General features: G+C 63.8%; 17 protein-coding genes and 1 pseudogene. 9 read left to right on the top strand and 9 right to left on the bottom strand.

Features of this window, described 5'->3' with window-relative positions; genetic code table 11:
* Window positions 1-48: 48 nt before the first annotated feature.
* On the top strand, window positions 49-2,145 hold the full coding sequence (locus tag ACXJKO_RS16280) for an ABC transporter ATP-binding protein/permease (protein WP_457092131.1): 2,097 nt from the start codon (window positions 49-51) through the stop codon (window positions 2,143-2,145).
* Window positions 2,146-2,322: 177 nt separating this feature from the next.
* On the opposite strand, the gene ACXJKO_RS16275 is transcribed toward ACXJKO_RS16280, so the two are convergent.
* From ACXJKO_RS16275 to ACXJKO_RS16245, 7 genes are all read right to left on the bottom strand, one after another.
* Entirely contained in the window at window positions 2,323-2,799 is a 477-nt protein-coding gene (locus tag ACXJKO_RS16275) for an META domain-containing protein (RefSeq protein ID WP_457092130.1), read from the bottom strand.
* Between the two features lie 256 nt (window positions 2,800-3,055).
* Window positions 3,056-4,030, bottom strand: a complete 975-nt coding sequence (gene hisG, locus ACXJKO_RS16270) for an ATP phosphoribosyltransferase (protein WP_457092129.1) — start codon at window positions 4,028-4,030, stop codon at window positions 3,056-3,058.
* The gene (locus tag ACXJKO_RS16265) at window positions 4,030-5,151 is read right to left on the bottom strand and encodes an ATP phosphoribosyltransferase regulatory subunit (protein WP_457092128.1); all 1,122 of its coding nucleotides are present in this window, start codon (window positions 5,149-5,151) and stop codon (window positions 4,030-4,032) included. Before ACXJKO_RS16265 ends, hisG begins: the two co-directional genes overlap by 1 nt.
* A gap of 121 nt (window positions 5,152-5,272) precedes the next feature.
* Entirely contained in the window at window positions 5,273-5,701 is a 429-nt protein-coding gene (locus ACXJKO_RS16260; RefSeq protein WP_457092127.1) for a hypothetical protein, read from the bottom strand.
* A gap of 68 nt (window positions 5,702-5,769) precedes the next feature.
* Window positions 5,770-7,254, bottom strand: a complete 1,485-nt coding sequence (gene hisS, locus ACXJKO_RS16255; protein ID WP_457092126.1) for a histidine--tRNA ligase — start codon at window positions 7,252-7,254, stop codon at window positions 5,770-5,772.
* Between the two features lie 353 nt (window positions 7,255-7,607).
* Complete coding sequence (locus ACXJKO_RS16250) at window positions 7,608-8,957, bottom strand: aminotransferase class III-fold pyridoxal phosphate-dependent enzyme (RefSeq protein WP_457092125.1); 1,350 nt, start codon at window positions 8,955-8,957, stop codon at window positions 7,608-7,610.
* Between the two features lie 102 nt (window positions 8,958-9,059).
* Complete coding sequence (locus ACXJKO_RS16245) at window positions 9,060-9,281, bottom strand: heavy-metal-associated domain-containing protein (protein WP_457092124.1); 222 nt, start codon at window positions 9,279-9,281, stop codon at window positions 9,060-9,062.
* Between the two features lie 191 nt (window positions 9,282-9,472).
* Between ACXJKO_RS16245 and ACXJKO_RS16240 the strand changes: the two genes are divergently transcribed.
* Genes ACXJKO_RS16240 through ACXJKO_RS16230 form a run of 3 tightly spaced genes read left to right on the top strand, consistent with a single transcriptional unit; the run spans window position 9,473 to window position 12,724 of the window.
* Complete coding sequence (locus ACXJKO_RS16240; protein ID WP_457092123.1) at window positions 9,473-10,774, top strand: EAL domain-containing protein; 1,302 nt, start codon at window positions 9,473-9,475, stop codon at window positions 10,772-10,774.
* Between the two features lie 50 nt (window positions 10,775-10,824).
* A complete protein-coding gene (locus ACXJKO_RS16235; protein WP_457092122.1) occupies window positions 10,825-11,700 on the top strand; it encodes a TIGR01459 family HAD-type hydrolase in 876 nt (291 codons plus the stop codon).
* 52 nt (window positions 11,701-11,752) lie between these two features.
* Window positions 11,753-12,724, top strand: coding sequence for a bifunctional riboflavin kinase/FAD synthetase (locus ACXJKO_RS16230; protein ID WP_457092121.1), 972 nt, complete (start codon window positions 11,753-11,755; stop codon window positions 12,722-12,724).
* 10 nt (window positions 12,725-12,734) lie between these two features.
* On the opposite strand, the gene ACXJKO_RS16225 is transcribed toward ACXJKO_RS16230, so the two are convergent.
* On the bottom strand, window positions 12,735-13,907 hold the full coding sequence (locus ACXJKO_RS16225) for a DUF3095 domain-containing protein (RefSeq protein ID WP_457092120.1): 1,173 nt from the start codon (window positions 13,905-13,907) through the stop codon (window positions 12,735-12,737).
* 6 nt (window positions 13,908-13,913) lie between these two features.
* Entirely contained in the window at window positions 13,914-14,408 is a 495-nt protein-coding gene (gene msrB / locus ACXJKO_RS16220) for a peptide-methionine (R)-S-oxide reductase MsrB (protein WP_457092143.1), read from the bottom strand.
* 277 nt (window positions 14,409-14,685) lie between these two features.
* Here msrB and ileS point away from each other — a divergent pair, with 277 nt between their 5' ends.
* From ileS to ACXJKO_RS16195, 5 genes and pseudogenes are all read left to right on the top strand, one after another.
* Window positions 14,686-17,634: an isoleucine--tRNA ligase gene (ileS, locus tag ACXJKO_RS16215; RefSeq protein ID WP_457092119.1), complete on the top strand. Its 2,949-nt coding sequence runs from the start codon at window positions 14,686-14,688 to the stop codon at window positions 17,632-17,634.
* 164 nt (window positions 17,635-17,798) lie between these two features.
* Window positions 17,799-18,275, top strand: coding sequence for a signal peptidase II (gene lspA / locus ACXJKO_RS16210; protein WP_457092142.1), 477 nt, complete (start codon window positions 17,799-17,801; stop codon window positions 18,273-18,275).
* Window positions 18,276-18,365: 90 nt separating this feature from the next.
* On the top strand, window positions 18,366-19,022 hold the full coding sequence (locus ACXJKO_RS16205; RefSeq protein ID WP_457092118.1) for a hypothetical protein: 657 nt from the start codon (window positions 18,366-18,368) through the stop codon (window positions 19,020-19,022).
* 237 nt (window positions 19,023-19,259) lie between these two features.
* The gene (locus tag ACXJKO_RS16200) at window positions 19,260-20,591 is read left to right on the top strand and encodes a M16 family metallopeptidase (protein ID WP_457092117.1); all 1,332 of its coding nucleotides are present in this window, start codon (window positions 19,260-19,262) and stop codon (window positions 20,589-20,591) included.
* A gap of 14 nt (window positions 20,592-20,605) precedes the next feature.
* A pseudogene (locus ACXJKO_RS16195) lies at window positions 20,606-20,887 on the top strand (insulinase family protein); the annotation flags it as partial.

Below are 20,887 nucleotides of genomic sequence, written 5' to 3'. Positions count from 1 at the left end.
CTTTATGTTCCTATGCAACCGGATAAGGCATTCCGGCAGGAGAAAAGAATGATCAAGGCGAGCATTGCCCTGGCACTAGTGGGCTTGGGGGTTCTGGCTGGTTCCCTTTCCGAAGGCCTCCAGGTTCCGTTCTACCTGCCGCTTTCCACCCTCGCGCTGGCTGGCATCCTTTACATCGGGCGCACCATCCCGAAGTTTCTCCGCATCTTCCTGGTGATGCTGACAGCCACGCATCTCGTGCTGGTCGTCCTCGTGCTCGGCGCGGTCCTGGGGCTGATCACGGGGGATTACACCGGCTACGTGCCGCCGCCCTCGTCGGCGCTCGGCGCCACGGCCTTCGGCGCGATCATCTACGGCCTGTCCTACGTGCCCGTGGTCCGCACGATCTGCCGCATCGCGGATCGCTATCTCGACTCTCAGGCCGACAGCGTCATTCGCATTCCCTTCCTAGGTCTTGTGCGAGCGCGCGAGGGCACCATCGGTACGTGGATCGTCGGAACCCTGATTGCTCTCAATCTTGCGCAGGTCGCACTCAATGTTCGCTTGAGTTTCTTCTCTCGCGACATGTTCAATGCGATCCAGGATAAAGATGCCACAGCCTTCTGGTATCAGCTTTTTGTGATCTTCACGCCTTTAGCTGCAGTCTTCGTGACTGTCGCCCTTATCGATATTTTGCTCCAGTATGTGCTGACCATTCGCTGGCGTTCATTTCTGAACACCTACTATGTCGGTGAATGGCTGGGAGACGGGGCGCATTACAGGATGCAGTTGACAAGCCAGGGTGCGGATAACCCTGATCAACGCATCTCGGAAGATCTGCGCAAATACGTTGACAGCACTTACTCTCTTTCAATCGGTCTCATGAACCAAGCAGCTACGCTTGTCTCATTCGTGGCCATTCTATGGACCATCTCTGCAGGCTTCACGTTTCCAGGAACCAGTTACGAAGTGCCGGGTCTGCTTGTCTGGGTATGCGCTGGCTATGCGATCCTCGGCACCTRGATCACCCATCTGATCGGACGGCCCCTGATCGGTCTCAACTTCGAGCAGGAAAGAGTGGAGGCCAACTATCGCTTTTCACTTGCGCGGCTGCGTGAATATCCTGAACAGATTGCAATTCTTTCCGGTGAAGCTGCCGAGAAGGAAAACCTGTCTCACCGCTTCGCTCAGATCGTCGATAACTACATGCGGATCGCGCTTCGGATCATGAAGCTGAACACCTTCACGGCAGCTTACTTTCAAGCCAACGTGGTTGTGCCTTACATCCTGACCGCTCCGTATTATTTTGCCGGTAAGATCACGCTTGGACAGATGCAGCAGGTCAACGGAGCTTTCTCACAGGTCACGTCTGCACTCACCTATTTCATTCAGATCTACACCACACTTGCCGACTATAAAGCCGTGCTCGACCGTCTGACCACCTTCGAGGGAGCAATCGCCTCCGCGCAGCGTGTCGGCGGTGAGAGCAAGCTGGCGGTCACGCCTGCGCCGGGTGGGGAGCTGCGCCTGAAGAACCTGAACGTACGGCTGCCCGATGGCACCGCTCTCATGCATGCTAACGGCCTTTCCTTCCGTCCGGGCGAGCGCACGCTGATGACCGGCCCGTCGGGCTCCGGCAAGTCCACGCTCTTCCGCGCTATCGCAGGCATCTGGCCGTTCGGCGAGGGCGAGGTTCTGGTGCCGGAAGGGCAGAGCATGATGCTCCTGCCGCAGCGCCCCTACATTCCCATCGGCACGCTCCGCGATGCCGTGACCTATCCCGGCAGAGTCGACACCTATAGCGACCAGGAGATTGCCGAGGCCCTACGGATCGCCAAGCTGCCGCAGATCGCCGACAGGCTCGATGAGGAGCGTGCCTGGGGACAGACCCTGTCGCTCGGCGAGCAGCAGCGCCTTGCGGTCGCGCGTGCGCTTCTGGCGAGGCCCGACTGGCTGTTCCTCGACGAGGCGACCGCCGCCCTCGACGAGCCGACCGAGGCCGAGATCTACGAGATCATCAGGAAGAGGCTGCCGGAGACCACCGTCGTGTCCATCGGCCATCGCTCGACCCTGCTGGGCTATCACGACCGGCGCATCGACCTGAAGCGGGGAGAGAGTGGCCTCTCGACCCCTGTGGACATGATGGAGCCGCAGCCGGCGGAGTAATTGGCGTGTCATCCCGGACGGCATGAGCCGATTGGGATCGTGTTCAGGATAAAGCGCTGTTCTTGTCGAACGATCCCGGATCTTCGCTAAGCTTCGTCCGGGATGACGCTTCTTCGGGAGCGAACGAAAAAGGGCCGGCATTTCTGCCGGCCCTTCCATATTCATAAACCCGAATGCTTACAGCACGCGCTCGAAGCGCAACTCGCCGCTCTGGCTTTTGATGGTCAGGGTCTGGCCCTGGATATCCCATTTGCCGGAGGTGCGAAGTGCCGTGAGGAAGGCTTGCTCGAGGGCCATTACGGCCTTGTCGCAGGTCTTCTTCGTCAAGGCGAAGGGCGCGACGGCCATGCCTTGTTCCCGCAGAGGGTAGGCGGTGGTGGAATAGGTGTTACAGCCGGAAAAGCCCGTGGCGCGCAGCTGGGTGTCGAGCTTGAAGCTCGGGCGTTCACCGCCGAAGGGCTTGCCGTTCAGGCTGACCGCCGTCCAGGACGAGCCGAGGGGGAAGATCTTGTCCCGCTCCAGGGGCTGCGGAACCTTGGGGTCCACCTGCCGGGTCGGGCCGGCGGGACGGCCGAGTGTCGCTGCCGTCTGCGCATGAGCCACGGAAACAGTGGCGAGAGCCGCCAGGATTGTCGCAAGTCGAAGCGCGTTCATCGGAACCTCTTCATCGTCTAAAAACGCCGGAACCATAAGAGGCCTTGGCCGTGGAGGCAACGCCCTAGAGCATCGTGCGGAAAAGTGGATCCGGTTTTCCGCAAGAACGATGCTCTAATCTAAGAAGAAAGCATCGGACGGATCCCAAAAGTGCAAGTCCACTTTTGGGTCCGATGCTGTGGTGATTTCGTCCTATCGCCTCTTGTTCAACATAAGCAAGCTGAAGCTTTGATGAAGGCTAACAGGTGTCGTGTCTTCAGCCGATCCGCCGCAAAAGCCGCTCGGTAAGGGCATTGGTCGGCCGGAACAGATAATCGAAGGCGCGCACCGTGATGTCCTGCGCCCCGATCTCCCGCAGCGCGGCCACGATTTCGAACACCGAGCCGGCCCGGCAATGGAGCACGATTTCGCGACCGAGCGCATTGCCGTAAGGCTGGGCGGCCCCGAAGCTCTGCACGAGGGATGCCAGCGCCTGGGCGCGAGCCGGGTCGAGGGCGGCGCGAATCTCGCGGCTCGTGCGGGCCTCTTCCTCGGCGGCGATCCGCGTCAGCACGGCGGTCGCCGCAGCTCGGGTGGCGTCCGTCCAGGGCGCGCGGGCGGAAGCCACGAGATTGGCCTCGGAGCGCAACATCACCCCATCGTCGAGGATCTTGAGCGCATTGGCGGAGAGCGTCGCGCCGGTCGTGGTGATGTCCACGATCAGCTCGGCGGAGCCTGCACCCGGGGCGCCTTCGGTCGCGCCGAGGCTTTCCACGATGCGATAATCGGCGATGCCCTTTTCCGCGAAGAAGCGGCGGGTCAGGTTCACGTATTTCGTGGCCACCCGCATCTTCTGCCCGTGGCGGGCGCGAAGATCGGCCGCGACCTCATCGAGATCGGCCATGTTGCGCACGTCGATCCAGGCCTGCGGCACGGCAACCACCACATTGGCGTTGCCGAAGCCGAGCGGCGTCAGAAGCTCCACGGCCTCGTCGGCATCGGGAATCTGCTCGCGGATCAGGTCCTCGCCGGTGATGCCGAGATGGGCTGTGCCGGTCGCGAGCTGGTTCACGATCTCGGAGGCCGAGAGGAAGGCCACTTCCACGTTCGGCACGCCCTTGAGCGTGCCGCGATAATCGCGCGCCCCGCGCGACTGCGTGAAAACGAGGCCGGCGCGGGCGAAGAACGCGGCCGCGTTCTCCTGCAGGCGGCCCTTGGAGGGCACCGCCAGGATAAGAGGGGAATCGGACATCAGGGTCTCCCCACGATACGGTCGAGCCAGAACGAGCACCCGACTGCGGGGATCGTGGTGTCGGCTCCCAGGTGTTCGAGCAGCCTGTCATAGCGCCCGCCGCCCACGATGGGCTTGCCGTCGCTGCGGTGCTGATCCTGCACCTCGAAGATGAAGACGGTATAATAGTCGAGATTGCGGGCAAACGCGGCGGAGAAGGCGAAGGCGCTCACATCGAGGCCCCGCGCCGCCATGAAGCCGGTGCGCTCCTCGAAGGCGCCAATGGCGGTGCCGAGATCGAGGCCTGCCTCGCGGGCGAGCGCCCGGATCGCATAGGCGGCGTGATCGGGATCGCCCGTGATGGTGAGATAGCGCTCCAGAACCTGTCGCGCCTCGTCGGCCAAGCCCGTGCGGTTGGCGGCGCGGGCCAGGAAGCGCTCGGCGATCTCGCCCGCGCTGCGGCCACCCACGCTGGCGATGCCGGCAATGGAGAGAATGTCTTCGACGAAAGCCTTTGCTGCCTGGGGCGCCTGTCCTTCGATGGCGGCAAGCAGGCCCGCATGTTCCTGGGCGCTCGGATTGTCAGACTCGGCGAGGCTCGCGAGTCCCTGGCCCGAGACGATGGCGCGGATCACCCGACGCTTGGCGGCAGGCGCGATGCCAAGGGCATCGATGAGGGCATGGAGCAGCCCCATGTCGCCTAGCTTCACGCTCGCGGCGGGGCTGCCGATCTGGGCGAGGCCGTCGAGGGCAAGGCCGAGGATCTCGGCATCCGCCGCCGAGGCATCGCCACGTCCGATGGATTCGAGACCCGCCTGAAGAAACTCACCGCTCTCGCCGGGGCGCATGCGGAAAACTGGGCCGCCATAGGAATAGCCGGAGGGTCTTGCGCCATGAGAGCTCAGATGCTGGAGGCAGACGGGAATGGTATACTCGGGCCTGAGGCACAGCTCCTGGCCCGCGGCATCCTGCGTCACGAACATGCGCCGCCGAATGTCCTCGCCCGACAGGTCGATGAACACATCGGCCGGCTGCAGAACCTGCGGCTCAACCCGCGCATAGCCCTCGCGCTCGAAAAGCGCGATCAGCGCGACAATAGCATCCGTCTCCGTCACGACGTCCCAAATCCCCTTCGTTCGCATGCTCTCTAGCAATGCCCGACCGGGAAGGCGACCGTTTTCGACGGGAAGGGTGAACGGAGGGCTGGGTTAGTGGCATCCCGGATCGGCTTTGCCGTCCGGGATGACAGCGGTTTTGGAATGACTACTTGCTGGCCGTATCGCTCTTGGCCTTGGCGGTCTTGCGCTTGCTGTGGTCGCTGGAGCGATTGACGTACTTCACCTTCTTCGGCTCGGCCTTGCCGCCCTTGGAAGCCTCATCCTCGCCGAGCAGGCCTGCCGGCAGGAAATGGCGGGCGGCTTCCGTGACGACGCCGGCGACTGCGCCAGCGGCGGTCTGGGTCAGGTCGGCGCCTTGAGAGCCGGTATTGGCCGCAGCCGCGCCAACCTTCCTGGCGGCGCGGGTCTTGGTGAGGGCGGCAGCGGCCGCGCCTGCTGCGGCAATCAGCGCATCGGCCAGGATTTCGCGGCCGAGTTCCGAGTTGACCAGATCCATCAGGCCCGATTTCTTGGCGGTCTTCGCCAGCTTCGTACCCGTGCTCTTCTTAGCCTTCTTGTCTTTGGCCTTCGCCATCGTCGTCTCCTGATAGTCAAGCTTTTGCAGACAACCCGGAGAGAAGCAGAGGAGTTCCCGCTGAAGACTTAAGCGAAATGCCGCGCCAAGACCTCGCGCACGGCTTCGACAAGCTTGCCTTCCGCCACCGAGAACTGGGCCGGACGGGAGGCTTTCCATTCCTCGTTGGAGGAAATGGCCGCCGCCGCCTTGGCGCCCTCGATCAGATCCTTGATCTCGATTTCGCCGCGCTCGCGCTCGTTGGAACCCTGGATGATGACGCAGGGGCTCTGGCGCCGATCCGCGTATTTCATCTGCGCCTTCATGCCCGAGGAGCCGAGATAAAGCTCGGAGCGGATGCCGGCCTGGCGGAGCGTCGAGACCATGCGCTGGTAGGCGGCGATCTGGTCCTTGTCCATCACCAGTACCACCACCGGGCCAGGTGTCTGAGAGCCGGAGACGATGGGGCTCTTGATCATCTGGAGCGCCGAAAGAAGGCGCGACACACCGATCGAGAAACCGGTCGCCGGAACGGGCTCGGAGCGGAAGCGGCCCACGAGGCCGTCGTAGCGCCCGCCGCCGCCGACCGAGCCGAAACGCACGGGGCGTCCGTCCTCATCTTGCACCTGGAAGGTCAGCTCGGCCTCATAGACCGGGCCGGTATAGTATTCGAGGCCGCGCACCACGGAGGGATCGATGATCACGCGCTCCTCGTAACCAGAGGAGGCGACGAGGGCTGAAATCTCGGCGAGTTCATCCGCGCCCTCAAGGCCACGGGCCGAGGAGCCGACGACCTTGCGCAGGTTCTCGACCGTGCCCGCATTGTCCGCGCCCTTGGCAGCCGTGAAGGCTAGCACGCGCTCGATGGCGTCCGCCGACAGCTCCGCGCCCTTGGTGAAGTCGCCGCTCTCGTCCTTGCGGCCTGCGCCCAAAAGCTGGCTCACGCCCTCAGGGCCGAGGCGGTCGAGCTTGTCGATGGCGCGCAATACCGTGAGGCGCTGGCCAGCCTTGTCCTCGCCGCCGAGGCCGATGGCTTCGAGCACGCCGTCCAGAACCTTGCGGTTGTTGATCTTGATGATGAAATCGCCGCGCTTGAGGCCGAGCCTCTCCAGCGTGTCGGCAGCCATCATGCAGATTTCCGCATCGGCGGCGACGGAGGCAGCGCCCACCGTGTCGGCGTCGAACTGCATGAACTGGCGGAAGCGGCCGGGGCCGGGCTTCTCGTTGCGGAACACCCACCCCGCGCGATAGCTGCGATAGGGTTTCGGCAGCGCGTCGAAGTTCTCGGCCACGTAGCGGGCGAGCGGCGCCGTCAGGTCGTAGCGGAGCGACAGCCACTGCTCGTCATCGTCCTGGAACGAGAACACGCCCTCGTTCGGGCGGTCCTGGTCGGGCAGGAACTTGCCCAGCGAATCCGTGTACTCCACGAAGGGCGTCTCGACGCCCTCGAAGCCGTAAAGCTCATAGGACTCCCGGATCGCCGCGAGCATGCGCTCGGTGGCGGCGAGATCGGCGGGGTTGCGATCGGCAAAGCCGCGCGGGGCGCGGGCCTTGATCTTGTCGGCCTTGGACATGGTTTTAACAACAGCCGTTGCAAAGAGAAAAACGTGCTGCGTCCTAAACCCTGCGGCGGGGAGGGGCAAGGGTTGGTTGTGCAGACCTGCCCCATGCTGTCATCCCGGACGAAGCGCAGCGGAGAGCCGGGATCGGGTTCAGGAAGAGCGCCTGACCCTGTCATTCCCGCGAAGGCGGGAATCCATAACCGCGACGTTTCAGGATTGAGCGAGAGGCGTCTCGCCTCCTTCAGTGCCCACGATATCTATGGATTCCGGGCTCCGCTGCGCGGCCCCGGAATGACAGCGCTTTATTTTGCTCGCGATCCCGGATCAGCTTGCGCCGTCCGGGATGACGAGTGGTGGAAAGTGCCTTAAGCGACGGCCTTGATCACCTTGGTCAGCTTATCGACGATCTCGCCGATCTGCTCTTCGGTGATGATCAGCGGCGGGGAGAGGGCGATGGTGTCGCCGGTGATGCGCATCATCAGGCCGTATTCCTGGAAGCCACGGTCCATGGCCTCGAAGGCGCGCTTGCCCACCGCGTCGGGGCGGGACGCGAGGTCAATGGCGCCCACGAGGCCGATGGTGCGGATGTCGAGGACGTTCGGCAGCTCCTTCAGCGAATGGATCGCATCGGCCCAGACCGGCTCCAGGGCCTTTGCCCGCTCGAAGAGCTTCTCGTCGCGATATACGTCCTGGGTGGCGAGCGCCGCCGCGCAGGCGAGCGGGTGGCCCGAATAGGTATAGCCGTGGAACAGCTCGATCACGTGCTCGGGGCCGTTCATGAAGGTATCGTAGAGCCCCTCGCGCACCAGCACGCCGCCCATGGGGACGGTGCCCGAATTCACGCCCTTGGCGAAGGTGATCATGTCCGGAATGACGCCGTAGCGCTCGGCCGCGAAAGCCGTGCCGAGACGGCCGAAGCCCGTGATGACCTCGTCGAAGATGAGCAGGATGTTATGCTTGTCGCAGAGCTCGCGCAGGCGCTTGAGGTATCCCTTCGGCGGTGCGAGGACGCCCGTGGAGCCGGACATCGGCTCGACGATCACGGCCGCGATGGTCGAAGCGTCGTGCAGCGCCACGATGCGCTCCAGGTCGTCGGCCAGATGCGCGCCCCATTCGGGCTCGCCGCGTGAAAATGCCTGTTCGGCGCGGTTATAGGTGTGGGGCAGATGGTCGACGCCCGCGAGCAGGGAGCCGAAGAACTGGCGATTCTTCACGATGCCGCCCACCGAGATGCCGCCAAAGCCCACACCGTGATAGCCGCGCTCGCGGCCGATCAGGCGCGTCTTGCTGCCCTGGCCCTTCACGTTCCAATAGGCCAGCGCGACCTTCAGCGCCGTGTCCACCGCCTCGGAGCCGGAATTGCAGAAGAAGACGTGGTTCAGGTCGCCAGGCGCGAGCTGGGCAATGCGGGAAGCAGCGGCGAAGCCCTTCGCGTGGCCGTACTGGAAGGCGGGCGAGTAATCGAGTTCGGCTGCCTGGGCCTGGATGGCGGCGGTGATCTCGTCCCGGTTATGGCCTGCGTTGCAGCACCAAAGGCCCGCCGCACCGTCGATCACTTCCTTGCCCTCGGGCGTGTAGTAATACATGCCCTTGGCGCGGGAGATCATGCGCGGGCGCTGCTTGAAGGAGCGGTTCGCCGTGAACGGAAGCCACCAGGCATCCAGATCGTTCGGTGCGTTAAGGTCGATGGCGGCGCGCGACGTCTGAGCGGTCATGAAAATCCCCGGAACCAAAATGTCCGGCGAAACCTATCAGCCGTTTCGGGAACCCGCAAAAAGAACTTTGGGCGAAGCCATGCGATTGGTGCAGCCCAGCCTTCAGCCGGTCATGCCGTGGGCTTCATAGCCAGCTGCGTCCAGAACCCGGGCCACCTCAATACTCTGTGCGCAAGTCATCACATGCACGCGCCCGTGCTCCAGATCCACCTCGACCGTGGCTGCGGGATCGAGGCGCTGGATGGCCTTGGTGACCGCATTGACGCAGCCGTCGCAGGTCATGCCTTCAACCTGCATGAGCAGATCCTTCCGAGGTTCTTCCATTGGTTGTCCTTTCAGTGCTGGAAATGTCGTGAATCTGGCGAAAATAAAGGAAATTTCCTGTTGCCGTAACGTTGTTCTTGCCGTTTAAGTGGTGCCTTGTAAAACATCATTACGTTTCTGCTTCGCGTTTCATGCGGAGCCAGGGGAGCGGGGCACCCATGGTAACCCACAGGGTTCATATGGATAAAGAAATGAAGGCGAAATTGTTCGTCTTCGCGCTCGCTGGCGTAGCCGCCATTGGCACGGTCGCGACGTCGATTCCGGCGCCTTTCGCGGTGCCTGCACTCACCTTCATCAGCGTGGCGGTCCTGGCTGGCCTCCTGGTGGCATGGGCACGCGCCGAGGCTGCATCGAACGCCGCGCAGCAGGCGGTGGAAGATTGCTCCGATCTGGCGGATCGCCTGATGCGTGTCGAGCAGGGGCTTCAGGCCCCGGTCAGCAATCCGGCTCTCCGCACCACCATGGCCGAGGTCACCGGCACCGTAGGTCTCCTCGGTGGTGTCGTGCGGGAGCTTGCGAAGAACGTCGCCGCCCAGAACCGCGATGTCGCCAGCTTAAGGGACAGCCTCAAGAGCGCACCCGGCACAGTGCCTGCTGCTCCTGTGCGGCAGTCTGCGCCGGTCGTCGAGCGCAAGCCTGCCGCTCAGCCTGCGCCCCGCAAGACGAGCGAGGACGACCTTCGCCGGATGCGGCTGGTCACCCAGGCTTTCGAGGCCGACGGCATCGAGCTGGCCCTCCAGCCCATCGTCGCGCTCCCCCAGCGCAAGATCCGCTTCTACGAGGCGCTCGCACGGTTGCGGCTGGCCGACGGCACGCTGCTCGGGCCGTCCGAGTTCCTCAACATCATCGAGCGGCTGGGCCGTGCGCCGGAATTCGACCGGCGCGTTCTCAACCGCACCATGATGGTCGCGCGCCACCTGATCGCCCGGGGCAGCGAGGCCATTGTCGGTGTAAATCTCTCCGCCCATTCCGTGCGTGATCCAGGCTTCCTCTGGTCGCTGACCGGCATGTTCGACGCAGCCCCCGAAATTCTCGGCAAGGTGGTGCTCGAGCTGTCACAGGATTGCTGGCGCAATCTCGATGACGATGGAATTGCGGCGTTCGGAACCCTGCGGGACAAGGGCGTGCCCCTGTCTCTCGACAGCGCCACGGATCTCCGGTTCGACGCCAGAACCTTGGCCGATATGGGCGTGCGCTTCGTCAAGCTTCCGGCCGAGCTGATGGTGGCCGCCGAGCAGGACGAACAGCACCGTCTTGGGGCCGAGATCGGAGTGCGGGATTTCGCCTCGTCCCTGCGGCGCGAGGGCATCAAGCTCGTCGCCGAGCATGTGGAGCGCGAGGATATGGTGCCCGTGCTCGCCGAACTCGGCGTGCCGCTGGCGCAGGGCTTCGTCTTCGCGGCGCCGCGCGCCGTCAAGGCCGAGGTGCTGGGCGCCCAGGCTCAGCCCACATCCTTCGAGGAAGGCGGGACCCTGCTGCGCCGCGCCGGTTGACTTGTGGCCCCCGMGGGCCTACCCGCCGGTTTCGCAACCAGTGAGACCCCATGACAGCTTCTCTCCGTCCCGCTCTCATCGAGGGCCTGCAACCCCTTGCCGACCGCTACGACCTCATCTTCTGCGATGTGTGGGGCGTGCTGCACAACGGCGTGAAAGCCTATGAGGCCGCAGGTGATGCGCTCACCCGCTTCCGCGCCAAGGGTGGCCGGGTCGTGCTGGTCTCCAACGCGCCGCGTCCCGGCGCATCGGTCGGCAACCAGCTCGACGGTTTCAAGGTTCCCCGCACGGCCTACGACGCCATCGTCACCTCCGGCGACCTTACGCGCCTTGCCATCGAGGAGCGGATCGAGAAGGTGGTGCACCATATCGGCCCGCCGCGCGACATGCCGATCTATAAGGGTCTCGACGCCCGCTTCGGCTCCATTGAGGAGGCGGATTACGTGGTCTGCTCGGGCTTCGATGACGACGAGAACGAGACGGTCGAGAATTACCGCGCCCGCCTGGAAGCGATGCTGCGCCGCGACCTGCTCATGGTCTGCGCCAATCCCGATCTCATCGTCGAGCGCGGCCACATGATCCTGCCTTGCGCGGGCGCGATTGCGCTGGCTTACGAGGAAATGGGCGGCAAGGTATTCTACGCCGGCAAACCGCATGGCCCCGTCTACGACAAGGCGCTTGCCTTAGCATCCAGCATCGACGGGCGACCGATCCCGAAGGAGAGGGTGCTCGGCGTGGGTGACGCCATCCGCACCGACATTGYGGGCGCAGTCGGCTTCGGCATCGATTCCCTGCTCGTCGCACGCGGCATCCACGCGGAGGAGCTCGGCCTCCATCACGGCGATCTCGTCTCCGATCACGTGCAGGACTGGGTTGACCGCCAGCCGGTTGCTCCGACGGCGATCATGGATGCGCTAACCTGGTGAAGCCTAAACGGCCACCCTTGACGCCTGTGCCGCTTGAGGTAGACCCGCTCCGATGTCCATCGCTACGCCATCTCAGCCGGGAAACCCCTCCTTCGTGGTCTGCCGCGATGGCGAGCCTGTGCCCGAGAGCCTGAAGGGCTCCATGGCGGCCATCGGCAATTTCGACGGCGTTCACCGGGGGCACCGTTATCTCCTCGACATGGCGTTGCAATCATCCAGGCCCGGCACGGCCCTGACCTTCGAGCCGCATCCGCGCAGTTTCTTCCAGCCCGACAAGCCGCTCTTCCGCCTGACGCCGGAGCCCGTGAAACTCGCGATCTTCCAGCGCCTCGGCCTCGCGGGCGTGTTCGTGAAGCAGTTCAATGCGGCGCTGGCTGCCCTTTCCGCCGATGAGTTCGTGCAGTTGCTGGCGCGCGAATTGCAGGTGGCCGGCGTGGTGATCGGCCACGACTTCCATTTCGGGCGCGGGCGCGAGGGCAATCCCGAGCGCATGGTCGAGCTTTGCATAAAGCACGGGCTCGAATGCCACATCGCGCCTGCGGTCGTCGAAGGCTCCGAGCCGGTCTCGTCCAGTGCGATCCGCGCCAGTCTCGAAGCGGGTGACATCGCCGCCGCGAACCGGCTTCTCGGCTATCGCTGGTTCGTCCGCGCCGAGGTTCGTCACGGGGACAAGCGCGGACGTGTGCTAGGTTATCCGACCGCCAACATGCGCCTGCCCGACGATTGCCGACTGCGCCACGGCATCTACGCGGTTCGGGCCTCTGTCGGCGGCAAGGTGATCGACGGCGTCGCCAGTTTCGGCCGCCGCCCGACCTTCGACAACGGCGCGCCGCTTCTCGAGACGCACCTGTTCGATTTCTCAGGCGATCTCTACGGCCAGATCATCGATGTGGAACTCGTCGGCTGGATCAGGGGCGAGGAGAAGTTCGACGACATCGAGGCGCTGATCGCGCAGATGGACCGGGATTCCATCGAGGCGAAGCGGATGCTGGCGGAAGACCGCACGGCTTCGATGATCGGGTAAAGAGAAAGCGTCACCCCACAACCTTCAGCGCCCGTGCCGCCATCGCATAACCACCCATCGCCCCGTCCACGAAATGGATGTGGTCGGCCCGGGTCGGCGAGGGGACGAAGCAGGTCATGAGGGCGGCGTCCTGCCGGTGCAGGCCGTAGCGGGCCATGCCCTCCCGCTCGGCGTCGCTCAGCAATGCCTCCAGCCGGTCGGCGAGGGCGGGGGTGCAATCGAGGGTCATGCGCAGGCCGTCGTCGAATTTGCGGAAGTCGGTGTTCTCGACGAGCTGATGCCGGTACTTGGCGGGATTGAACCCGCCCACAGGCAAGCTGAGGCCGAGGATGACGAAGGACATCAATCGATAAATGACGAGGCGGAAATAGGCGAAAGGGTTCTTCCCTCTGCTGCCCATCGCCTTGGCTTCGATCTCCAGCCCGTTGAAGGGCGACGTCAGGCTGGGTCCGAGCTCGGGAAGCGGCCGTCCGGATTCCTGCCTGTCCTCGGTCAGCGCCAGCACCTTGCCGATGAGCGCGTGAAAGGCGGCGGGTTCAGCCCCTGCGCCGGGCAGGACGATCATGGACAGGATGACCCCGCGCTCGGGGGTGATCGTGTCGAATTGGCAGGACAGCCCCGAGAGGTCGGGCATGGTGCCGGGTGCGGCGGGCGGAATGGCGTATTCGCCTTCCTTCATGCGCCGTTCCGCATAGGCCAGCCCACCACCGGCGAACATGGCATAGGTCACGTCGGGCGATACGGCGAAGCGGGCGATGCGGACGTCGTGGCCCTTGGCCCTGATGTCGGCAACGGGAACGAGGGCGATGCGCAGCTCGAACCCGAATGCATCCCGCACCCAGGAGGCGACGGCGGCCAGCGTCTCGCGGGCTATCTCCGTTTGCGAGGCCGGAAGCGCGAAGCTCGCGCCGTCGCCGCCGAACACAAAAGGAAAATCGCTCGATCCGAGCCTGTTGGACAGGGCTGCGATCACGGAGGCGGCGGCCGTATTCACTTCCTTGTAGCGCCCGGCCTGGATGGCATCGGTCGAGCGTACGATGTCGCTGAGGCCCAGCACCCAGCCGTCCGGCACGGGCGTGTAGACGGCGGGGTCCGAGAGCTGGGAGAACCGGTCGTAGAGAGGCAGGCGGGCATAGAAGCCCGCCGCATCGATGGGAGAAGCCTCTGGTCCGCCGGCTTCCATGGCGCTTCAGGTCACGACTTCACCTTCGGGCGCGCCGCGTCCCAGATCGTCCGGCAGCGGATCGCCTTCCGCGACGAAGCGCATGGAGACCGAGTTCATGCAGTAGCGCTCGCCGGTCGGGGGTGGACCGTCCGGGAATACGTGGCCGAGATGGCCCTCGCAGCGCGCGCAGCGGATCTCGGTGCGGACCATGCCGTAGCTCGAATCCCGCACAAAGGCGACGTGGTCGCGGTCGATGGGGTTGAAGAAGCTCGGCCAGCCGGTGCCGGACTCGAACTTGGCGCCCGCATTGAACAGAGGAAGCCCGCAGAGGCGGCAGCAATAGGTGCCCTTGTCCTTGGCCTCATTGAAGATGCCACAGAAGGGACGCTCGGTGCCGTGCTCCAGCAGGACCCGGCGCTCCTCGTCGTCGAGATCGTCCACGAGCCGGCGGAACTCCTCGGGCGTTGGGGAGGTGAGATCGAACCCGGCCTGGGAGCGCTTGCCTGCCGTGGTTGTCATGTCTGCCATGGGTCAATCCTATGTGTCAGGGGTTCTGGCTCCTTAAATAGGAGGCATGGGGGAAAATCACCACGCTTTATTATCCGAGGCGGCGCTGCTAAAAGGCTCCCATGTCCATGGTTTTACAGGCTCGGCGCGCGGCCCGCACAGGTGTGGCGCGAATTATCGGCCCGGCTTTCGCATAGCCTGCGAAGGTCCGGGATTGCAGCCGTTTTGCCCTGAATGAAGCCTGATGCGCCCCGCCAAGCTGCGGGCCAGAGAAGACCGATTGACCGTCATGACCGATAAGACCGAGAGCACTGCTCGCGACTATTCTGAAACTTTGTTTCTCCCGCAGACCGAGTTCCCCATGCGGGCCGGCCTGCCTCAGCGCGAGCCGCAATTCCTGCAGCGCTGGAACGAGATGAAGCTCTATGAGCGCCTGCGCGAGGTCCAGAAGGGCCGCCCGCGCTTCGTGCTGCACGATGGCCCTCCCTATGCCAACGGCAACATCCATATCGGCCACGCGCTCAACAAGATCCTGAAGGATCTCATCGTCCGTTCGCAGGGCATGCTCGGCTTCGATTCCAATTACGTGCCGGGCTGGGATTGCCACGGCCTTCCCATCGAGTGGAAGATCGAGGAAGAGTACCGCGCCAAGGGCAAGAACAAGGACGAGGTTCCGATCGTCGAGTTCCGCCGCGAGTGCCGCGCCTTCGCCGAGAAGTGGATCGACGTGCAGCGCGAGGAGTTCAAGCGCCTTGGCATCGGCGGCGATTGGTCGAACCCGTATCTGACCATGAGCTATGATGCGGAAGCGCAGATCGCCCGCGAGATCATCAAGTTCGCAACGACCGACCAGCTTTATCGCGGCTCGAAGCCGGTGATGTGGTCTTCCGTTGAAAAGACCGCGCTCGCGGAAGCCGAGGTCGAGTATCACGAGAAGACCTCGCACACGATCTGGGTGAAGTTCAAGATCACCAACACGCTCGACGGCGATCTCGACGGTGCGTCGGTCGTGATCTGGACGACGACTCCCTGGACGATCCCGGCCAACCGCGCCATCGCCTTCGGCTCCGACATCGCTTACGGCCTCTACAAGGTCACGGAAGCGGCCGACGACAATTGGGCGAAGGTGGGCGACCGTCTCGTGCTGGCCGACAAGCTCGCTTCCGACGTGTTCGCGGCGGCGCGCGTTGCCGGTTACGAGCGCGTGAAGGACGTGCTGCCCGTGATGATCGAGCGCTGCGCCCATCCGTTCCGTGGGCTTGCCGGCGCGAATGGCTACTGGGATTTCGCGGTGCCGCTGCTGCCTGCCGATTACGTGACCGACGATGCGGGCACGGGCTTCGTGCACACGGCTCCCGGACACGGCGCGGACGACTACAACACCTATGTGAAGCATCGCGACGTATTCGCCGCCTGCGGCACGAAGGAAGTGCCGCACACGGTGTCTCCGGACTCGTCCTATTTCCCCGACGTGCCGTTCTTCGCGGGCGAGCGCATCTATGACGACAAGGGCAAGGATGCGGGCGCCAATGAGGCGGTCATCAAGAAGCTCGTGGAAGTCGGCGCGCTGATCGCGCGCGGGCGCCTCAAGCACCAATATCCGCATTCCTGGCGCTCGAAAGGTCCGCTGATCTTCCGCAACACGCCGCAATGGTTCATCTCGATGGACAAGCCGCTCGACGGCAAGGGCGACACGCTTCGTCAGCGCGCGCTCAACGCCATCGAGAAAACCGAATGGGTGCCGGAATCCGGCGAGAACCGCATCAACGGCATGATTGCCAATCGCCCCGACTGGGTCGTGTCGCGTCAGCGCGCCTGGGGCGTGCCGATCGCCGTCTTCGTGAAGAAGGGCACCAACGAAATCCTCAAGGACAGCCAAGTCAACGAGGCCATCGCGGATGCCTTCGAGAAAGAAGGCGCGGATGCGTGGTATGCCGGTGACGGCTCGCGCTTCCTCAAAGCCGGCGGCTACGACCTCGGTGATTTCGAGAAGGTGAACGACATTCTCGACGTGTGGTTCGATTCCGGCTGCACGCACGCCTTCGCTCTCGAAAAGCGTCCCGACCTCAAGGTGACCCGCAAGGTCGATGGCGGTCCAGATCAGGTCATGTATCTCGAGGGCTCGGATCAGCATCGCGGCTGGTTCCATTCGTCGCTTCTGGAAAGTTGCGGCACGCGTGGACGCGCGCCTTACGACATCGTCGTGACGCACGGCTTCACGCTCGACGAGCAGGGCCGCAAGATGTCGAAGTCCCTCGGCAACACGGTCGCGCCGCAAACCGTCATCAAGGAATACGGCGCGGACATTCTGCGTCTGTGGACGGCCTCCGTCGATTACTGGGACGATCAACGCATTGGTCCCGAGATCATCAAGACGACGGCTGAAACCTACCGCAAGCTGCGCAACACGATCCGCTGGATGCTGGGCTCGCTTGGCCATTTCCGCGACTCGGACAGGGTCGAAGTCGGCGCGATGCCGGAGCTGGAGCGCTTCGTTCTGCATCGTCTCGTCGAACTCGACGGCGAAATGCGCGAGGCCTACAGCACCTACGACTACAAGCGCGTGGTAGCACTTCTGAACTCGTTCATGACCACGGATCTGTCGGCGTTCTATTTCGACATCCGCAAGGACACGCTCTATTGCGACCCGATCTCCAGCATCGCCCGTAAGAGCGCGCTGACGGTGATCGACCAGACCTTCCGCTGCGTGGTGGCATGGATCGCGCCGATCCTCGCCTTCACCGCCGAGGAGGCATGGCTCGAGCGTTACCCGAACGAGGAATCGGTGCATCTCGAAACCTTCCCCAAGGTGCCGACGGAATGGCGCAACGATGCTTTGGCCGAGCGCTGGGCGAAGGTCCGTCGCGTGCGTCGCGTCGTCACCGGCGCGCTCGAAATCGAGCGTGCGCAGAAGCGCATCGGTGCAAGCCTGGAGGCCGCGCCCATCGTGTACATCGCGGATGAGAGCCTGTTCCAGGCGGTGCAGGGGCTCGATCTCGGCGAGATCTGCATCACCTCGGCCATTCAGGTGCAGCAGGGCGAAGGCCCGGCTGATGCCTTCCGTCTCGAAGATGTGAAGGGCGTTTCCGTCGTGCCGGCGCTCGCTCAGGGCCGCAAATGCGCCCGTTCGTGGAAGGTCACGACGGATGTCGGAAGCGATCCGGATTATCCGGATGTGACGCCGCGCGATGCGGCAGCACTTCGTGAATGGGATCAGCTGAAGGCGGCGGCGGAATGATGAAGAGCGACGGTTCCGAGGCGTCGACCCCCGGCGCGACTGCTCCCGAGGCAAGTGTTCCTCAAACAAGCCCGCAGCGCACCCGCGCTGCCGGGCGTTCCACGTCTGCTAAAGGGGGAGGGCGCTCGCGCTCCTCCAAAGCTACCCGTTCCGCGGCCTGGTCGCTGGCCTCGATCCTGGGCTTCTCGGTCGCCTTGATCACCCTGGTGCTCGACCAGGTGACGAAGCTCTACACTCTCTATGTCTATGACCTGCCTTTGAAGGAGCCGGTGGAGCTCAACCCGTTCGTCAACCTGATCGTGGTGTGGAACCGGGGCATCTCCTACGGGCTGTTCCAGCAGGATGGCGACCTTGGGCGCTGGGTACTGATCATCGTCTCGATCATCGCCGCCATCGGCCTGTCGTTCTGGATCAGGCGCACATCGGCCAAGCTGCTCGCGGTGTCGCTCGGACTGATCGTGGGCGGGGCCATCGGCAATGTCATCGACCGCTTACGCTATGGAGCCGTGTTCGATTTCATCCAGTTCCACATCGGAAACTGGGATTGGTACGTGTTCAACGTGGCCGATGCCGCCATCGTTGCGGGTGTGGTCGGTTTGCTCTATGACTCCTTCGTGCTGGAAGGCAGGCGGGCGCGATAATCCAACATATCGTTGAGCCCTCTGCCATATGTTCGCCCCATTGAGCGATCAGGCGTTCCAGCCACAATGAGAAACAATGGTGGGTGTGCCATGAAGGGAATGACAGTACTTTGCCGCGCGGGAGCCATGGTTCTTGTCGGAGCTTCGGCGCTTGTGTTTGCCGCCTCGTCCGCTTCGGCGCAGGAGGGCGAGGCCATCAAGAGCCTGCTCGGCAGCATCGGCATCATCCCCAAGGAGAAGGCGCCGATTATCTATAATGAGCGCGCTCCGCTCGTTCTGCCGCCCAAGATGGATCTGCGTCCGCCGGTGTCCGGCGGTGGGGCCGAAGCCCGCAATGCCGACTGGCCGAAGGATCCTGACGTTGCGGCACGCCGCAAGGCCGCCATCGAGGCGAAGACGCCTTACACGAGCTCCGAGTATTACAAGAATACGGAAGGCAAGCCGCTCTCCATCGACGAGGTTCGCGCAGGCCGCAATCCGAACAACCGCGTCACGACTCCCGGTCTTGTGGGCGGACAGGCAGAAAACAACACCCGCCTGACCCCCGATGAGCTGCGCTCCTTCTCGACGGATAAGCAGGTCGAGCTTCAAGGTGACGGCCTTGAGCGCCGCTATCTCAGCGATCCTCCAGGCGGCCTGCTCAAGTCGGCCGGTGGCGGCCCCCTGCCGCGCGCAACGCGCGATCCGGTGCCTGAGGGCGATCCGGACAGCCCGACAGCCTTCATGCGCCAGCAGCAGAAAAGGTAAAACGGCTCTGCAACTAGCTTTCCTTTCAGGCGAACGGGCACCCCCGGTTCGCCTGAAACCGTTCTAGGGGTCGGAAAAGCCAAGCCTGCCCTCAAGTTTCAAAAGCCTGCCCTCACGTTTCGGCGCAAACCATGTCGCACCAATAAGGTGTCCTGCCTCGCTTGCGTGACCGCCCGATTGGACTATTCCGGTAGGATGAAGTCCTACATCTGTTTCGATGTTGCCAAGGTAAAAGTCATGGATACTGCCTCCAAGCCCGTTCTTCGCACCGACTCGTCCTCCTTCGGGCGAACGGAAGGCAGCGGTCCCAATCTGTCCTCCTTCACCCTCGACAACGGTCTCGACGTGGTGGTGATTCCCGATCATCGCGCGCCTGTCGCCACGCATATGATGTGGTACCGCAACGGCTCAGCGGATGATCCGCTCGGCCAATCCGGCATCGCGCATTTTCTCGAGCATCTGATGTTCAAGGGTACCGAGAAGCATCCCGCCGGCGAGTTCTCGAAAGTCGTCTCCGGCCTCGGCGGCCAGGAGAACGCGTTCACCTCCTTCGACTACACGGCCTATTTCCAGCGCGTCGCGCGCGAGAACCTGAAGGTCATGATGGAGTTCGAAGCGGACCGCATGACCAACCTGCTGCTCGAAGAAGCCGTGATCGCTCCTGAGCGCGACGTGGTGCTGGAAGAGCGCCGCATGCGCGTCGAGACCGATCCTTCAGCGCAGCTCTCCGAGGCCATGGCAGCGTCGCTGTTCGTGCATCACCCCTACGGCATTCCGATCATCGGCTGGATGCACGAGATCGAGACGCTGAACCGTGAGCACGCGCTCGATTACTACAAGCGCTTCTACACCCCGGAGAACGGCATTCTGGTCGTTGCCGGCGATGTGACGGAAGACGAAGTGCGCCGCTTGGCGGACAACACCTATGGCCGCATCGCCCCGCAGGGCAAGCGCCCGATCCGCATGCGCCCGCGCGAGCCGGAGCCCGTGGCCGCGCGCCACATCACGGTGGCCGACCCGAAGGTCGAGCAGCCGACGCTGCAGCGGCTTTATCTCGTTCCGTCCTGCCGCACGGCCACGCAGCGCGACTGCTATGCGCTCGAGCTTCTCGCCGAAGTCATCGGCGGCGGTCCGACATCGTATCTCTACCGCAAGCTCGTGATGGAGCGCGGCATCGCCGTGAACGCGGGCGCCTGGTACATGTCCTCCGCCATGGAAGACACGCGCTTTTGCGTTTACGCCGTGCCGGCAGAGGGCGTCTCTCTCCAGGCATTGGAAGAGGCCGTCGATCAGGTGCTCAAGACCATCGCTGCGGAGGCGCTGGATTCGGATGCCATCGAGCGCGCGAAGACACGCCTCGTCGCAGAGACGATCTACTCCACCGACAGCCAATCCTCGCTCGCCCGCATCTACGGCTCGGCGCTCGCCATCGGCGAGACCATCGAGGATGTGAACCGCTGGCCGGTGGAAATCGAAACCGTCCTCAAGGAGGACCTTGCCTCCGCAGCTGAGCGCTATCTGGTCGCCCGCCGTTCCGTGACGGGCTATCTCCAGAAGTCGGCTGCGTAAGAACTGAGGGAATGATGACTGCTTCCGTCGAAACCCTGTCCTCGTCGCCCACCAACGTGAAGGCTCTCACTTCCGCAGGTGGCGTCGAGGTCTGGCACGTTGAATCCGATGTGGTGCCGCTGATCGCGGTCTCCTTCATCTTCGAAGGCGGCTCGGCCCACGACCCGCATGACAAGCCGGGCGTCGCGCAGATGCTCGCGCGTCTGCTCGACGAGGGTGCGGGCGAATACGATTCCGACGCCTTCCAGGAACGTCTTGCCGCGCGTGCCATCGAGCTGTCCGCCATCGAGCTGTCC

This window comes from Microvirga sp. P5_D2 (assembly GCF_054049475.1).
This window is presented reverse-complemented; position numbering and strand designations above follow the sequence as displayed.